This window comes from Candidatus Poribacteria bacterium (assembly GCA_021295715.1).
Taxonomy (GTDB): Bacteria; Poribacteria; WGA-4E; order WGA-4E; family WGA-3G; genus WGA-3G.
Window position 1 is genome coordinate 86,858 of the sequence record JAGWBV010000005.1, and the last position, 15,618, is coordinate 102,475.

At 48.9% G+C, this 15,618-nt stretch carries 16 protein-coding genes; 8 read left to right on the forward strand and 8 right to left on the reverse strand.

Annotated features, from left to right (window positions below):
- The first annotated feature begins 124 nt into the window (after nt 1-124).
- Nucleotides 125-361: a type II toxin-antitoxin system MqsA family antitoxin gene (locus J4G07_02955; protein ID MCE2412940.1), complete on the forward strand. Its 237-nt coding sequence runs from the start codon at nt 125-127 to the stop codon at nt 359-361.
- A 28-nt stretch (nt 362-389) separates the two neighbouring features.
- Here the strand turns inward: J4G07_02955 and J4G07_02960 are convergent, their stop codons facing one another.
- The 5 genes from J4G07_02960 to J4G07_02980 all read right to left on the reverse strand — a co-directional run bounded on the left by J4G07_02960 (nt 390) and on the right by J4G07_02980 (nt 6,050).
- Complete coding sequence (locus J4G07_02960; protein ID MCE2412941.1) at nt 390-2,321, reverse strand: hypothetical protein; 1,932 nt, start codon at nt 2,319-2,321, stop codon at nt 390-392.
- Nucleotides 2,322-2,326: 5 nt separating this feature from the next.
- Complete coding sequence (locus J4G07_02965; GenBank protein ID MCE2412942.1) at nt 2,327-3,253, reverse strand: hypothetical protein; 927 nt, start codon at nt 3,251-3,253, stop codon at nt 2,327-2,329.
- A gap of 79 nt (nt 3,254-3,332) precedes the next feature.
- Complete coding sequence (locus J4G07_02970) at nt 3,333-4,319, reverse strand: thiamine pyrophosphate-dependent dehydrogenase E1 component subunit alpha (protein MCE2412943.1); 987 nt, start codon at nt 4,317-4,319, stop codon at nt 3,333-3,335.
- Nucleotides 4,320-4,450: 131 nt separating this feature from the next.
- A complete protein-coding gene (locus J4G07_02975; GenBank protein ID MCE2412944.1) occupies nt 4,451-5,149 on the reverse strand; it encodes an SOS response-associated peptidase in 699 nt (232 codons plus the stop codon).
- Nucleotides 5,150-5,210: 61 nt separating this feature from the next.
- The gene (locus tag J4G07_02980; protein ID MCE2412945.1) at nt 5,211-6,050 is read right to left on the reverse strand and encodes an SDR family oxidoreductase; all 840 of its coding nucleotides are present in this window, start codon (nt 6,048-6,050) and stop codon (nt 5,211-5,213) included.
- Between the two features lie 103 nt (nt 6,051-6,153).
- Between J4G07_02980 and J4G07_02985 the strand changes: the two genes are divergently transcribed.
- Nucleotides 6,154-6,513, forward strand: coding sequence for a hypothetical protein (locus J4G07_02985; GenBank protein ID MCE2412946.1), 360 nt, complete (start codon nt 6,154-6,156; stop codon nt 6,511-6,513).
- Between the two features lie 12 nt (nt 6,514-6,525).
- Nucleotides 6,526-7,320: a phytanoyl-CoA dioxygenase family protein gene (locus tag J4G07_02990; protein ID MCE2412947.1), complete on the forward strand. Its 795-nt coding sequence runs from the start codon at nt 6,526-6,528 to the stop codon at nt 7,318-7,320.
- Nucleotides 7,321-7,356: 36 nt separating this feature from the next.
- Here J4G07_02990 and J4G07_02995 read toward each other — a convergent pair whose 3' ends face one another.
- The 3 genes from J4G07_02995 to J4G07_03005 form a co-directional block, all read right to left on the reverse strand.
- Complete coding sequence (locus J4G07_02995; protein MCE2412948.1) at nt 7,357-8,001, reverse strand: tetratricopeptide repeat protein; 645 nt, start codon at nt 7,999-8,001, stop codon at nt 7,357-7,359.
- Between the two features lie 86 nt (nt 8,002-8,087).
- Nucleotides 8,088-8,885, reverse strand: a complete 798-nt coding sequence (locus J4G07_03000; GenBank protein MCE2412949.1) for a sugar phosphate isomerase/epimerase — start codon at nt 8,883-8,885, stop codon at nt 8,088-8,090.
- Between the two features lie 53 nt (nt 8,886-8,938).
- Nucleotides 8,939-10,018: a Gfo/Idh/MocA family oxidoreductase gene (locus J4G07_03005; GenBank protein ID MCE2412950.1), complete on the reverse strand. Its 1,080-nt coding sequence runs from the start codon at nt 10,016-10,018 to the stop codon at nt 8,939-8,941.
- A gap of 247 nt (nt 10,019-10,265) precedes the next feature.
- Here J4G07_03005 and J4G07_03010 point away from each other — a divergent pair, with 247 nt between their 5' ends.
- The 5 genes from J4G07_03010 to J4G07_03030 all read left to right on the forward strand — a co-directional run bounded on the left by J4G07_03010 (nt 10,266) and on the right by J4G07_03030 (nt 15,617).
- Nucleotides 10,266-11,360: a Gfo/Idh/MocA family oxidoreductase gene (locus J4G07_03010; GenBank protein MCE2412951.1), complete on the forward strand. Its 1,095-nt coding sequence runs from the start codon at nt 10,266-10,268 to the stop codon at nt 11,358-11,360.
- 171 nt (nt 11,361-11,531) lie between these two features.
- Nucleotides 11,532-13,976, forward strand: coding sequence for a sulfurtransferase TusA family protein (locus J4G07_03015; GenBank protein MCE2412952.1), 2,445 nt, complete (start codon nt 11,532-11,534; stop codon nt 13,974-13,976).
- Nucleotides 13,977-14,138: 162 nt separating this feature from the next.
- Complete coding sequence (locus J4G07_03020) at nt 14,139-14,477, forward strand: type II toxin-antitoxin system RelE/ParE family toxin (GenBank protein MCE2412953.1); 339 nt, start codon at nt 14,139-14,141, stop codon at nt 14,475-14,477.
- A complete protein-coding gene (locus J4G07_03025; protein ID MCE2412954.1) occupies nt 14,474-14,851 on the forward strand; it encodes a hypothetical protein in 378 nt (125 codons plus the stop codon). The genes J4G07_03020 and J4G07_03025 overlap by 4 nt, the downstream gene beginning before the upstream one ends.
- Before the next feature lie 187 nt (nt 14,852-15,038).
- Nucleotides 15,039-15,617, forward strand: a complete 579-nt coding sequence (locus J4G07_03030; GenBank protein ID MCE2412955.1) for a hypothetical protein — start codon at nt 15,039-15,041, stop codon at nt 15,615-15,617.
- Nucleotide 15,618: the final 1 nt, after the last annotated feature.

Here is a 15,618-nt window from a genome sequence, read left to right on the forward strand (position 1 = left end):
ACCATCCTCACTGAAACGAGAAACCCGTTATTACAACAGGCTTGTTGGGGTTAACCTCTTAACAAGCCCAAGTCTTTAGACTTGGGTACTTGACAACAGTTTATGCAACAGAGGATACACAATTATGAAAGCATCTGAATGTGAATATTGCAGTGGCGAAATTCGTGAGAAAAAAGTCACTGTAGATCACTGGTATGAAGGCAAACTGGTAATTATTAAGGATGTCCCGGTAGGTGTTTGCCAAGAATGCGGTCAGCGGTATTATGCCGCTGCGACGCTGGATCGACTTGATACGATGGCACAGAACAGTGATACCGCGCCGGAAAGAATATCTGTCCCAGTCATGGTGATGAGTCCGTAATTATTGATGTCGAAGTCAATGCTGCTCCTTAAGGCCAGAAATTATACATCGGCTGTTGCGTCACTACGCTGACGAGACTCCAGATACCACCCACGGTGAAATCCCCTAACATCAAGCCAATCGCGAACATTACCAACTGCTGTGATGCTCGCGGACCACTGATCTTCAATACCGCCCATTTGATAATCGAACTCACTAACATACAACTCCACAAGTATCGCATGCCCCAATCACTGGAGACGACGAACCCGATCGGGTGGAAGGGCCACCAGAAGAAACGCGCTCGCATAAACATCAAGAGCGTCGAAAAGAGTAATCCAAACACGATACCACCAGTGGCATAGAAATTTGGTTCGGTGGGGTAATAGATCCAACGCTGGAGTCCATTAAAGACACGTCCACCGAAACCGGTTGACCAACCGCTGCCACCACCCATATTCAAAGCACCATAGGTATAGAAGATATAGAGGATGATGCCGAACACCATCACGGCAGCGAACCCTGAAACCCCTAACAACGCGAAGAACAACCGCCTCGGTGCGATTCCAGAGCGTTCCGAGAGTTTGAAACCCTCTAACTGATGCGGCATCGGATTGCTCGTGTAGCTTCGATTAAACCAGCGGTAGAGCGTCAACGCAACGAGGTTATTTGTGCCAAGTAGCCGTGTCCCGAAACCGTCGACAAGGATATGATGATTCGGCATGTGCTCCATCGCATGCACGGGAAATCCCTGCTCTGCTCGCATCCGCGTGAGCACCAAGACGATGATAAAATAGATTGCAAAAAACAGCGGAATCAACCAGAGGGACATACCGATACGCTTGGAGGAAATAAAGAGTATTGCGAGTCCGACAACGATACCCCAGAGTGCTAACCTGTAGGAAATCGGTTCGTCAGCATCCTCACCTGTGCGGTGACGTGCGATACGGAAGACACCGCGAAAGTGCCGCAAGTTCAGAACTACGACAGAAATGAAAATCCCGATGGCAGCACCGAAGCATTGTCTGTCAATATAGGGAAATCCCGGTAGACTGGACAAGCCAACGGCACTGGTCAAAACTAATTGTGCCTTGTAGAAAATAAAGAAAAACCAACTGGAGAAGGATAGATCGAGCGGCATCAGCAACCCAAGTCCGATAACGAAGGGATAATAAGACATACTGATGCCACCGATAGCGTTCCACGGTTTTTCTGTGAACAGGTGTCCAAACCCCTGCCAGCCGCCGATCCGCTTGATTGGTAAGGTAGGAAGCGTCGGATACAGAAAACTAAAACCGTTGAGTATCGCTATAGATGCCGCAATTCCGAATCCAAGCCATGTGATGCGGTGCGAAAACAGCGATTTCGTGTTATGGGTGACGTGAAAAGCGATCTGTGTGATCGGATAGGCGAGTCGTTCGCGTTCCACCCACTGCTTCCGCAGGACGACATTGATGCACAACATCACGAGGACAAGGACTGTCATGAAACCTGCCCAAGATAAGATTGGCACTATCCATACACCAATTATATCTACAATAGAGAGACTTGATTCTCCTGTATAGTAACCCGTCAGTGCCTTTGAATCGTCGACAAGAAGCCATCGCGGAAGGTAATCATAGAAGAGTTGTTTCCATTCGTTTTCGGGGGTTGCGAAATAGAAGGCGTGTCCGACAGTCGTGACGAGAATCGTCATCAGCGTAATGGAGGGGAAAGCGCAAGCCGTGCTGAGCAGGATGTATATCGTGAGAAGCTCCGCATCGGTGAATAAGCGGCGACGGACCGAAAGATTGAGAAGCGTGAACGCAAACACGACGAAGACGACATTGTAAAACGGCACAGCGTAGGTATTCAGCGCATAACCGACAAGCCCGACTTCACCCGCAATGATCCAATAAAAATTAAACGGAATCAGCACGAGCGTAATGGCAACGGACTTCCACGTGACACCGTGCGATTTCGGGCGTTCATCGTTTCTCATCTGATTCACGGGATTTCGGTTAGAAAAGCGATGAATGTATCTAACTCTTCAGAAACGGTTGCAAATAGTTCCCCAATCGGTTTTGCCTGTTCCTCGGCTTTTTCGTAAATCAACTCGTCGCCATAAATGTTATTAACTTTGTGTCGGAAATCTAAAAGTTCTTTTAATCTCGGCAAGGTTTTCTCGGAAATCACAGGAGGGCGCTCTGGTCGTCGTTCTGCCATTTGTTCAAGTAGATCATTATGCCAGCGACTCCCTCTCGGAATTTTCATATCTATCTCATGGGCAATTCGCTCGAAAATTCTCTCAATGCCGCTGTAAACTTCAGCGAGATCAGAAGCAATTGTTTTTTCTACATATTTTTTGTGGTTAGCTGCAATGATTTCAATATCTTGTAAGGCATTCGCGATGCCTCGGACAGTTCGTTCTATTTTTGTGCGTTCATCAGAGATACGTTGAATAAGTTCGTCGCGATTCACTGTGTAAGTTTCTCCATTTTCTGTACCCGATGTGTTCATCAATGTGAGAATGTCCGTTCCTGCTTTATCAATAGGGATAGCTTGGCTTAGAACCCGCTCACGGAATAAACTGTTAATGGATTTAAAATTGATAATATCTATTTTAAACTCAGGATCCAAGCCTTTTGTCTCCCAGAGCGCGTCCAGGCATTTGTTATATGAGACCCCCCAAACAACCATATCAATATCTGAGTTTTGGGTGAACCGTTTCGGTTCAGTGACGGAGCCGAAGACGGCAACTTTCGTCGCACCAAAGTCTCGATAAAGGACAGTGGCGAGACGACGCGCTGTCTCCCATGCGCGTTGAAGCAGTTCTTCGTCAACTTGACGATTTTCCCATTGGCGCTTGAGGTTTTCTCTGCATTCCGCCAGTTCTGATGGAGACATCTCTCTTGTCGTAGGTGCGCTACGCATGTTTAGAACCTCCTACCATCTGTCCGTTTTGAGATTAGGCGAAGTTGCGAATGTGAACCTAATTAGAGTCTCTATTGTATCACGGCTGAATAGAACCGGCATACAGATCGTTCAAAGCGTCTTCTGGAAGAGGTTCTGGACTATTCTTGGCGAACTCAAGTGCCGCCTCAAGTTCGTTTGCGAGTTCGGTCTCAAGTGCTGAGAGATCATCTTGGCTCATCCCCTCTTCTTCGATGAGGACCGCAGCGAGTCTCCGAATGGGATCGCGTTGCCGTTCTTGCTCTTGCACTTCCTCACGGTCGCGGTAGGATGTCCCCGGATCACCGATGTGATGCCCGCGGAATCTGTACGTATCGCAGTTGAGGAGCGTCGGTCCACCGCCTTCACGTGCGCGTATGACGGCTTCGTCCGCTGCAGCGTAAACCTTAAGGACATCGTTCCCATCGACAGTGATACCCGGCATATCGTAAGCAGGAGCACGGACAGCCGCAATATCTACTACCCGTTGATGCTCTCGTTGCGGCGTTCCCATCCCGAATCGATTGTTTTCGCACACAAAGATGACAGGTAATTCCCATACGGCGGCGAGGTTGAGCGTTTCATGGAACACGCCTTGGTTCGTCGCGCCATCACCAAAGAATGATACTGCGACTTGCTGTGTCCCACGGAGTTTAGCAGACAGCCCCGCACCCGCCGCGAGCGGAATTCCAGCCCCAACAACACCGTTGGCACCCAGAATACCGGTCTCTTTATCGGCGATATGCATCGAACCTCCCTTGCCTTTACAATAACCGGTTGTACGCGCGAACAACTCCGCCATCATCCGATCGCGTTTGCCGCCTTTCGCTATGAGATGACCGTGACCACGATGTGTACTCGTGATGTAATCAGCATCTTGCAGATGGGCACACACCCCTACTGCTGTGGCTTCTTCGCCGATATAAAGGTGTAAGAAACCCGGGAGTTGACCGCTCTGATAAAGCGTTCCAGCGGCTTCTTCAAATTGACGAATTTCTAACATCTTACGATACATGTAAAGCATCTGATCTTTACTCGGTTTTGACATAATTCCTTTCCTTCTTTTTTTCGAGCGTCTGTAGCCCATAATGAAATGGAGGAGTTTTTGCTTGGGCGTTCCTTGGTGTGCGGGAACGTCCTGCCTTATCTAAACGCACCTAACTGAACCGCAAGGTAAAATTAAAAATAGGGCGCGATACATTCCGGTGAATCGTTCGTAGGACGGTTGACAAACCTTGATACCGTGTATGCTTCCATCCCTTCATCAGGGTAGGGTACAAGGAGCGGTTGGAGGGTGTCTGCCGATTTTTGGTTCGGGGCAAGCCACTCCGCATAAGCGTCTTGTGGTAGAATTACAGGCATTCTATGATGAATTTCCTCCAACAGCGTATTCGGTGGACACGTAATAATAGTGCAGGAGTGGAGCGGTTCATCCATCCCATCCGCCTGCCATACCTCCCATAGTCCTGCGAGTGCAAACGGCTTCTGCGATTTAAGGCGGATGTAGACGGGTTGTTTGCTTCTATCACCAGGAATCTGTTTCCATTCGTAGTAGCCGTCCGCTAAAATGAGACATCGCCTGCGTTTGTAAGCATTTCGGAAAGAGGGTTTTTCTGAGAGGGTTTCTGAGCGTGCATTAATCATCCGATTTCCGATCTTCGGATCTTTCGCCCAAGACGGAATAAGTCCCCAATGAAAGAATTCCACTTGTCCAGTTTCTGGACGCTCCGCCGTATCAGTCGGCGTGTTTGCAATAACAGCCACATCTTGTGTCGGCGAGATATTGTAGCGCGGGGACAAGTCCATTGGCATCGCAAAGTTGAAGAAAGTTTGATTCAACGCTTCTGCATCGCTTGCGAAGGTAAATCGTCCACACATTTTTTAATTCTCCTGAAACAGAGCAAACACGGGTATCTGCCCCTAAAAGCGAGGATTTGTCCTATACATCCTTTTTGGATTGCGGGAGAAGAATATCATCTCTCCAGCGAAGACGGAAGGATGGGCGCACGAGTGCCTCTGGAGACTGAAGCGTCAAACCCCCATCGGCAGTCAAGACGATTCCAGTAACAAAATCCGCCTCATCAGATGCCAAGAAAAGTGCAGCATTGGCAATGTCTTCGGGTTTTCCGTAGCGACCAATCGGATAACAATCGCGAGAGGCTTGTTCTTCGAGAGCGTCCTCAGCGAGAGAGACTTCACCTCTTTCGCCAACGATCTGTCCAGGTGCGATAGCATTTGCCCGGATACCTTCCCTGCCGTAATCAAGTGCAATACTTCGCGTTAAAGCATTCAAACCGCCCTTTCCAGCACCGTAAAGCCCGAACCCTGGATTTGTAATGGTAGCGTTAACTGTGGAGATGAAGACCAAAGCCCCGCCACCATTACGGATCATTTCAGGAATGCAATACTTCGCGCCGAGCCACGGGCCGCCGAGCGTCACGCCAAGACTTTCATTCCATTCTTCAAGTGAAAATTCAATCGCTTTTTTGGTGTAGGAGTGTGCAGCGTTATGGACAAGGGTTGTTATTTTCCCATATTTCAACAAGGCGGTTTCGACAAGTGTTTGCCAAGTCGTTTCGTCAGCGACATCGCCCATGACGGCGATTGCTTCTCCACCGGCATCTTGAATACGGTGGACAGTTTCATCCAGTTTTTCCTTGCGGCGGCGCGTGTTAACAACCACTTTCGCACCCTCGCAAGCAAACCTGTAAGCAGTTGCTGCCCCGATACCACCCCACGCAGCACCTGCGACAATTGCAACTTTTCCTTCCAATCTCATAATAAATCCTTTTCATTATAATTCTACAAACTACCAACTATTATATCATATTTTCCATTTTTGTGCTACAATCATTATAACCGTAACGAAGGGAGAAATTCGTGTGAAACCAGCGATAAAAGAATGGCTCGACAATTGTATTGAAAAACTTAAGGCAGGCGAGTTGACCGAAACTGACCTACGCGATATAACTGCCACCTTGGATTCTGAGAAGCAACTCATCCTGTATCTTTATTCTAAATCAACGAACTTACGCTCACCGCTTGGTGGGTGGGCATTATACGACCCAACTGCCTCCGATGAACCAGTACTCCCCTCGCAGGATGTCCCCTATGCATCCGTCCTTGACGCGGTTAGCGATGGGTGGCGGATCGTCCAATTTCCACGTCCTGAACTTTACAACTTTACGGATGTTGACAATGCCTATCTTACGTATGAGTTTATTTTAGAAAAATTTGTGTAAAGGAGGAGCACGATGATTAACGTTGAACCGACACTCAATGACCATCAAGTCATGCGGTTTATCCATAACGGCTATATCACTTTGGAGAGTGTCATTGATCCAGATTTCAATAAGGCGTGTGATGCTGTACACGGTGGGCATCTCAGCGATTTCGTTCTTACAGATGAATTTCGCCGGAACGTCCTGCTACACCCGGCTGTCGCGGGTGTCGTCCGTTCGCTGTTAGGTAAGAATTTCCTTGTGCCGACGAGCGCACATCATCATCTCTTTGAAGCACCACACCGCGGGCAAACGTGGCATTCCGATGGGCTTACCGAATACGGATACGGTATCACACATCTTCAATGCTACTATTATCCGAAAGCGGTGAAAATCGAAGATGGACCGACGATGATATTGCCCGGTTCCCACCATCGGCTTGTGGATAGGGAAGCGATCGCACATTACGGGGACATCCTTGGACAACTCTCCCTCACCGTCCCCGCGGGCACCGTCGCAATGACACGCTACGGCATCTGGCATAAGGCAGGTCCAAAACTCAATGCTGATAGACGCGGAATGATTAAATTTTCCTACTACCGTACTGCCATGCCCAAACGGGATTGGGCGCGAGATTCCGATGAAATTCCGTCTTACCAACATCAAGGGAGACATCCCTACGTGACAGAAGTGGAATCTTACCGCGATCGACGCAAGGGTGAATTGACATGGAACTGGTTATGTGGATTGGCAGAAGTGGAAGATCCGATTCCACCGGTGCAAATGTTTAACAGCGGGATCCCCTTATCGGAAATCCAACTTCAGTAGCCAGACAATTCGGTTCTCATTATCGCTCCGAAGGCACTATTTAAATTGGAGTAGCAAGTTTTCAATATTGCCTTTCAGTTTTACATTACCCGCTTGTGTTGCGAGTTCTAAGGCGGTTTGAAAATCCTGTTTCGCCTCCGCGGTTTTGTTGAGAGATCTTTTTGCCAATCCTCGACGAAAGTAGGCTTTGGTATGCTCAGGGTTGAACTGAATCGCGGCATCATAGTCCGTGATCGCAGCATCGTATTGATCGAGTTGTGCCTTTGCGACCCCGCGGTTGTAATAGGCATTCACGTAATCCGGTCTCAGGCGTATGGCGGTGTCATAATCGGTAATTGCTGCCTCGTAATCACCGAGACTTTTCCTTATGATCCCACGATTGTTGTAAGGTGTCCCTAAACTGGGGTCCAAGCGTATGGCGGTGTCATAATCGGCAATTGCTGCCTCGAATCTGCCGAGCCTTTTCTTTGCCACTCCCCGATTGTTGTAGGCTTCTGCGTAATCGGGATCCAGGAGAATAGCAGCACTATACATCTCAATTGACGCTTTGTATTCACCGCGCTTTGCATTTGCCAACCCACGCCTGTTGTAGTCGATGACTTTCTCCGATGTTTTTTCTGATCCACAGCCAAAGCAAACGAGGCATACCAGAAGCACAGTCAACAGTTTCTTATCTTTCATCACACTTCTCCTCCCGTCTACTTTAAATGGCGTAAGGCGTTTCCATAAGTAGGCAGATTGTTAACCCGCCTACTCAATTCATCAGATTAACGCGCACCACACGCTTGCAAACACGCCTGCATGTGTCCACGCGATTCTGCTGCAATTGTGCAACACTGTGCTAAACTGTATTCTTTCGCACCGATGACTTCAAGGTTCAGCGGACCGGTATAACCATTCTCATGTAGAACGCGAATGTAGCCAACGAGATCAACGTCCCCACGTCCGTTTGCCTGCAATTCGGGATCACCGGGACCGCGCTGTGTGCCTTTGCAATCTCGAATATGGACATGTTTCACGCGCGAGATAACGGCAGCGATCGCCTCTACAGGATTTTCGTCCGCACGATGGATATGAGACGGATCCATATCGATTCCAAACGCCGGTGACGAAATCGCTTCCATGATGCGGAGCGTTGTCGGTGTGTTATAGATGCTTGCGCCCACGTGTGCCTTGACGCAGAGCGTTACACCGTAGTGTTCCGCACGTTCAGAGAGACTGCCCAATGAATCAACAACTTCGGGCCAGGCAGATTCATCGTCCGACGTGCCGCCGGGACCGCAGTTGATAATCGGGACACCGATCTCAGCTGCTGCTTGGAATGCGAGTTCCATTCGTTCTGGATCGCGTGAGGGTTGTTCCATCGCCAACAGGTCGAGTGCGTACTCTTTCGCGAACCGTTTGATGTCGGCAGCGAGTGCTTGCCAGTTCGCAAGCACGAGATGCTGGCTCATCCCGTCAATCGCTGAGAGTTCAATGCCGTCATAACCAGCCATGGCGATATGCTTAAAGGCGGTTTCCATATCGTAACCACCGAACAGTACCGAATTTGCTCCTAATTTCAAGTGTAATACTCCTTACTATACGGACAGATATAGTGCCGTCCGATCTACAATAATTATCCGTTCAGTGTCGGAAGTGGCTGTGGACGCACCAAAATACCGCCCTGTTCGTAAGACTCCATCGCCGCCCAAGTATACTCGAGTGCCGCGAGCGCATCTCTGCCGGAGGCGCGTAACTGCTCTTTCGGCACGTCGTTCGTGATGTCCTCTAAAAAGGCGTGGATCCTTAAGGGAAAAGTCTGACCAAAGTCGCTGATGCCGGACTCCGTGACAATGGGATCACCGGAGAAATCAGGGGCACCAGGGGAGGGCCAATAGGTTACCTTCTCGATGCAGTTTTCAATGCAGAAGGTGCCACGTGTACCTGCGAGTTCGACACTCCACCAACCCCCGAGACCGAATGTAGCATCACCCCGTTGGCTCAATAGGTAGCCGATACATCCATTCTCAAACCGGAGGTGTATGCTGTTGATGGAGACCATCACATCTCCGGCACCCCGTCTAAAATGCGGACGATCCATAAAGGCTTGAACATGCGTCACATCGCCGCAGAAATGACGCATCACACTGAACGGGTGCGATAGGAAGGCTTTCACATGAAAATAGGGAAATCCATCTGATCGAGGGGCTTTCGAGTGACTATAGCCGAACTCACCGCCAGCGAATCCCATTTTGTGAAGACAGTAAACCATCTCTCCGATGTGTCCATCGTCAATATATTTCTTTGCTTGCTCCGCAGGCGGCGTAAAATAGTGATTCAGATTACAACCGAGATAGAGGTCCTCTTCCGTAGCTTTTGCTACCATCTCTCGTGCCTGTCCGATATCGTTAGAGATCGGTTTCTCAACAAGCACATGTTTTCCGTTATCAAGAGCCTCCATTGTTGGTTCGTAGTGCCAACTCCCGTTCTCGTTTCCACCGGTGCCGACATCGACGATGTCCAAGTCGGGTTCGCCATCAATCATATCAGCTAAGCTGTAGTATGCCTTTACACCGAGACGTTCCGCTGCGTTGTCCGCACGCTCTTTCACAATGTCACACACCGCAACGAGTTCCGCCAAGTCGTCATTCGCGTGGCAATTCGCATGGTTATTGCCAATCCCACTCATGCCGACGACGCCAACTTTTAATGCCATTTGTTATTAATTCCTTCCAAAGATGAAGTTTGATTTCGCCTATAGGGGAGACGTGCAGTTTAAATTTGCGTTTGCTCGTGACATCCTACAGGGACCTTACATCTATTATAAGGCTGTTCACGGTTTTGTCAACAAATATCTTTGAAATACACTTGACAGCAATTCCCTTACGTGCTATTTTCTCATAAGAGAATCAATGCACCTCAATCTCCGTAGGAACACACAATCACGCGAAGGAGGAACACAGATGAGTATCAGTGTCGGGATGGTAGGCTTAGGGATGTTCGGACCGGCGTTTATCGAATCGTATAAGTCGCATCCAGATGTGCATCGTCTCGCGCTCTGCGATTTACGCGAAGATCGGTTGACGAAATGGGCAAAGCAGTTTGAAATTTCTGAAACCTACGCAAGCCTTGACGACATCTGCAAATCGGATTTAGATGCCCTCGTGATTATCACACAGCATTGGATACACGCACCGCAAGCGATTCAAGCGATGGAATCAGGAAAACACGTCTACACCGCTGTCCCTGCCGCGGCATCCTTGGATGAATGTGAGGCTCTTATCAGAACCGTTGAGCGGACCGGAATGATCTACATGAACGGGGAGACGAGTTATTTCCGCCCAGAAACCGCCTTCTGTCGCCAGAAAGCGGCGGAGGGTGCGTTCGGGGAGTTTGTTCATTGCCGCGCCGAGTATTTTCATGACATGAGCCACGGACTCTACGATGTCGCGAAAAATCGGTGGGGCGCGCAGTGGGGGCGCGATAAGATGGGCGGTATCCCGATGTATTATCCTACCCACTCAACCTGTTTCCCGATTTCCGTGATGAAGGCGCACGCGACATCGGTCTCCGCACAAGGGTATATCTATCCAAACGACGATTGGTTTCGGACGGACACCATTCACAAAAATCCCTTCTCCAATGAAGTCGGGCTTTTCACGATGAGTAACGGCGCGACAACGCAAATCTGTGAGTTCCGGAGGGTCGGACATCCCGGATCTGAACGCATCAGTGGTATTTATGGGACAGATGGCAGTTACGAGCAAAGTCTCGCAGGGAGCGTTTGGGCAGACAAACACGGGCGGGAAATCGTTGAGCCTTCAAGATCACACGAAGATCTCCCAGAAGCACTCACCGCGGATCTCGGCGGACATGGGGGTTCACACGCCTATCTTGTACACGAATTCGTGGATTCTGTCAATCGCCAACGCTTACCACGCGTCAACGTCTGGGAGGCGGTTCGGTATTGCGCACCGGGATTTGTCGCACATGAATCTGCACTACGGGACGGAGAATTGCTCCCGGTTCCAGATTGGGGCGACGCACCAGAAACGTAAAACAGAAGATTGTCCTTGATTTTTATTGAAGTTTACGGTATACTATACAATTTAAAGGATTTCTAATGGCTGGATACCATGCAAATCGGCACGCAACCTTCGGCTAAATAGAAAACCATCGGACATTAATCAACGCATACTAAGAATCCGAGGTTAATTAAGGAGTATAGCATGGCTATTGAATACGCGGGTCCCTATGATACATCGGCGATTCCACCAGATGTTGCCCGCGAAATTGAAATTTATGAGATTCAACTTGGTCGGGTCCAAGAGGGCCAAGTTGAAGAAACACTGTTTACCGAATTTAGACTCCGTCACGGGGTTTACGGACAGCGTGATGACCGGTCGCAAATGATCCGTGTCAAAATCCCATTCGGCGGGCTTACAGCGACACAACTCGAAATGCTGGCGGATGTTGCCGAAGAATTTTCGGATAACATCATCCACATCACCACCCGTCAAGATGTACAATACCACTATGTGGACATCAACAATACACCGGAATTAATGCGCCGTCTCGCAAGCGTTGACATTACCACCAAAGAAGCGTGCGGTAATGTCGTGCGAAACGTCACCGCATGCCCTCTCAGCGGTGTGTGCCAAGATGAGACATTTGACATAACACCCTATTCTAAGGCGTTGTCTGCATTTCTTTTAGGGCACCCGGATGCCCAAGATTTTGGTCGTAAGTTCAAAATCGCGTTTTCCGGATGTGAAGAACACGCTTGCGGTTTGGCAAACATGCACGACATCGGTGCGGTTGCCGCCGTTAAAGAGGTGGACGGTGAAGTCAAGCGCGGTTTTAAACTTTATGTCGGTGGCGGACTCGGCGCAGTGCCGCATCAGGCGAAAATATTTGATGATTTCGTTTCCGCAGAAGAACTCTTGCCGATTTCACAATCAATTTGCAGAGTGTTCACCCGTTTAGGTGAACGTAGAAATCGGAATAAGGCGCGTTTAAAGTTTGTCATTGCCAAATACGGCATTGAAGAATTCCGTAGACAGGTACTTGAAGATCGGGCTACGCTACGCCACGATCCGGAATGGACAGCGTATCTGGACAATCTCGACGCTTACAATGAAAGTCCGCTGAAGGCACCGACGCAGCTCAATGGTGCTTCAAAACCTGAAGGGTTTGAAGAGTGGTATCAATCCAATGTGCGGTTACAGAGTCAACCCGGCTACGCTTTTGTGACGATTACGTTACCTCTTGGGGATATTACCGCAGATCAGACGCGTGCTTTGGCAGATATTTCGCGTAAATACGTGAAAGACACCATCCGTGCCACAGTCGAGCAGAACATCGTTCTCCGTTGGGTGACGATGACGGATCTCCCCGCGCTCTATCGCGAACTGAAGGTGATCGGTCTCGGCGACCCGGGGGCAGAATCTATGGTGGATATTACCGCTTGCCCGGGTACTGATTCCTGCAAACTCGGTGTTTCTTCTTCACGGGGTCTGGCAGCGCACCTGCGAAACTATTTCATTGAAACCGGTGTGCAGAATGAAATCAAAGACTTTCGGATTAAGATTAGCGGATGCCCCAACTCATGTGGGCAGCATCATGTCGCGAATATTGGCTTCTTCGGTTCCTCGCGCCGGATGGGTGAGCATATTGCTCCTTACTATCAGGTCCTACTCGGTGGACACATGGTCGAAAACGCCAGTTCTTACGGACTTGCCAATGGAAAAATCCACGGCAAATATATTCCGGCGTTCATTGAAGAGTTGACGGGTAAGTACACCGCGGAACGAAATGAGGAAGAATCCTTCACGGATTACGTTGCACGACTCGGTAAGGCGGAGATCAAGCAGATCTTGTCCAAGTACGATAAGATTCCATCTTATGAGGAAGCACCAGAATTCTATGTGGATACTGGCGACACGAAAGATTACCAACTCAAGACAGGTGTCGGTGAATGTGCAGGAGAAGTCGTCGCGCTCGTCTCTATGAAGTTGGAAGAAGCAGATCGGCTCATCTATGAATCTGGTTTGAACTTGGAAAAGGGTGAATATCAGGATTCCGCGGCGTTGGCTTTTGATGCAATGATCAGAGCCGCAGACGGACTTCAGACAACGGTAGGTTTGCAATATATTGACGACGCGACCACCGTCAACGAATTCCGTACGCATTTCTTTGAACCCGGTAACTTCTTCCCCGGTTACGGTGCGCATATCTTCAAGGCGACAGAGGAAGATGCTTCTACGTTTGACCACGAATTGGCACACCGTCGCGTTGAAGAAGCGACACTCTTCGTTGAAGAATCGCATAACGTCTATGGACGCATGCGCATCAAGCAGGAGGAAGAGGAAGAGAGCCGTCGTAAAAAGCGTCGCTCACGACCGGCGCGGAAACCAAGGGTTGTCAGAAAAGCGAAGCCCGTTGAGGAAATCGTGGATAGCCTCGATCTCAAAGGTGTCGCATGCCCGTTCAACTATGTCCAAGCAAAGATTCGGTTGGAAACGATGGATCTCGGTCAACTTCTCGAAGTCACCATCGACGATGGCGAACCGATTGAGAACGTGCCGAAGAGCCTCACCAACGATGGACATGAGATTGTTGACACCAAGAAGGTCGGAAAGCACTACCGCCTTACCGTCCGGAAGGGTGAGTAAAATCCAAGATTGTGGTTCTTCAGAACCGAATTTCACACAGGCGATTGCCGCTCACGCCCAAAATGGGTGTGAGCAGGCAAACGCCCTAATTTTTTCTAAATTTACGCTGGATAAAACCGAAGGTTTATCAAAAGTTGTCCTATAGAAATGAATTAGTCAATAATGCGTGATGTATATCCACGACAGGTAGAATTCTACCGTGCCTCCGACGGGCAGGAACCCTTCTCCGAATGGTTGGTGTCGATTCAAGATCAAAGTGTACAAGATCGGATTTTGGCACGCCTTGAACGCCTTGAGTCCGGTAATTTTGGCGATTATAGATCTGTTGGTGGTGGTGTTTTTGAATTGCGCTTTCAATTTGGGTCAGGTTACCGTATCTATTTCAGTGAAGTAGGTAACAGGATCATCCTTCTGCTGTGTGCTGGTGATAAATCATCACAGACGCGTGATATTGAGCGGGCAAAAACTTATTGGTTAGAATACAAGGGGGCACACTTATGAGAAAAATGCGAACCTTGCGCGAGTACCTCATCGAACGTCTTGCTGATAGGGAGAAGGCGATTGGCTACCTCCAGGCGATTCTTGACGACTATTACATCTACGGGGGGGCTGCTGTAGTCAAGGATGCTCTTGATACTATTGTTGAAGCACAAGGTGGAATTTCCAAAGTTGCTAAACGGGTTGATATGGACCCGAAACTTCTTTCGAAGTTCCTATCCAACGAGGATACACCTCTAATTGATGCTCTTGGAATTGTTCTGAAGGTACTCGGCTGTCAACTTTCAATTAAGCCTTTAGAATACGGAAGCTCTAATCTTGAAACCGATGCTGGACAAACGGCACATGTAGCGGAAAGCCCTACCTCGTTACAATAAATTGACTTTCCCACCAAATTGCGGTATAATAAAAGCAGCGAATTGTACTGGATCCAGCAGTTACAGATCCAGCAGGAATACTGTGCTGGTAATTCTAAAACGATGGGACTAAAATATCGCGGGTGAAGCCTGCTCTCACAAGAAAAGCCCATTAGGGCGTTATGTTTATAGGAAACTTTTTAGCAGAATGGATCTACAACAAATTAACATTAAGGTTTTTGCAACCGAAGATAGCAAAATCAACTATACGAACTTCATCAAGGTCTTCAATCGTTGGATGGAGGAAGCGGATTCAGAAGATTATTTGAACTACGCTGACTATTCGCACGTTGATGCAGGACCAGGGGTACTGTTGATTTTGAAGCAAGCCAACTACAGTATTGACAACGCTTACCATGAGGACGGTTTCCTCTACAATCGGAAACATGCAGTCGAAGGTGACAATGCTGACAGGATTCGCCAAGCACTCGCAGAGGTGCTTTCCAAATGCGAACAACTTGAGGCAGCCGCAGAGTTAGAAAACGCTGTGCATTTCAATGGTGCAAAGCTTCTGTTTATGATAAACAACCGACATGTCGCACCGAATACATCGGAAACAGCGGCATCCGTTCAGGCAGACCTAACACCTGTCCTGCAACAGATGTATGGCGGTGACGATTTCACGGTGGAACGCACCTCCGAAGATGCCCGCGAACGGTTTGCTTTGCGAATCTCAGCGAACTCGGATAAACCGATTTCAGAACTCCTCTCTAACTTGGGAGTCTAAG

Coding starts and splice junctions, on each gene's coding strand:
- J4G07_02995 (MCE2412948.1), bottom strand. CDS start 8,001: ATGAAAGATAAGAAACTGTTGACTGTGCTTCTGGTATGCCTCGTTTGC.
- J4G07_03015 (MCE2412952.1), top strand. CDS start 11,532: ATGGCTATTGAATACGCGGGTCCCTATGATACATCGGCGATTCCACCA.
- J4G07_02980 (MCE2412945.1), bottom strand. CDS start 6,050: ATGAGATTGGAAGGAAAAGTTGCAATTGTCGCAGGTGCTGCGTGGGGT.
- J4G07_03010 (MCE2412951.1), top strand. CDS start 10,266: ATGAGTATCAGTGTCGGGATGGTAGGCTTAGGGATGTTCGGACCGGCG.
- J4G07_03005 (MCE2412950.1), bottom strand. CDS start 10,018: ATGGCATTAAAAGTTGGCGTCGTCGGCATGAGTGGGATTGGCAATAAC.
- J4G07_02965 (MCE2412942.1), bottom strand. CDS start 3,253: ATGCGTAGCGCACCTACGACAAGAGAGATGTCTCCATCAGAACTGGCG.
- J4G07_02990 (MCE2412947.1), top strand. CDS start 6,526: ATGATTAACGTTGAACCGACACTCAATGACCATCAAGTCATGCGGTTT.
- J4G07_02960 (MCE2412941.1), bottom strand. CDS start 2,321: ATGAGAAACGATGAACGCCCGAAATCGCACGGTGTCACGTGGAAGTCC.
- J4G07_03025 (MCE2412954.1), top strand. CDS start 14,474: ATGAGAAAAATGCGAACCTTGCGCGAGTACCTCATCGAACGTCTTGCT.
- J4G07_02975 (MCE2412944.1), bottom strand. CDS start 5,149: ATGTGTGGACGATTTACCTTCGCAAGCGATGCAGAAGCGTTGAATCAA.
- J4G07_03030 (MCE2412955.1), top strand. CDS start 15,039: ATGGATCTACAACAAATTAACATTAAGGTTTTTGCAACCGAAGATAGC.
- J4G07_03020 (MCE2412953.1), top strand. CDS start 14,139: ATGCGTGATGTATATCCACGACAGGTAGAATTCTACCGTGCCTCCGAC.
- J4G07_02955 (MCE2412940.1), top strand. CDS start 125: ATGAAAGCATCTGAATGTGAATATTGCAGTGGCGAAATTCGTGAGAAA.
- J4G07_02970 (MCE2412943.1), bottom strand. CDS start 4,319: ATGTCAAAACCGAGTAAAGATCAGATGCTTTACATGTATCGTAAGATG.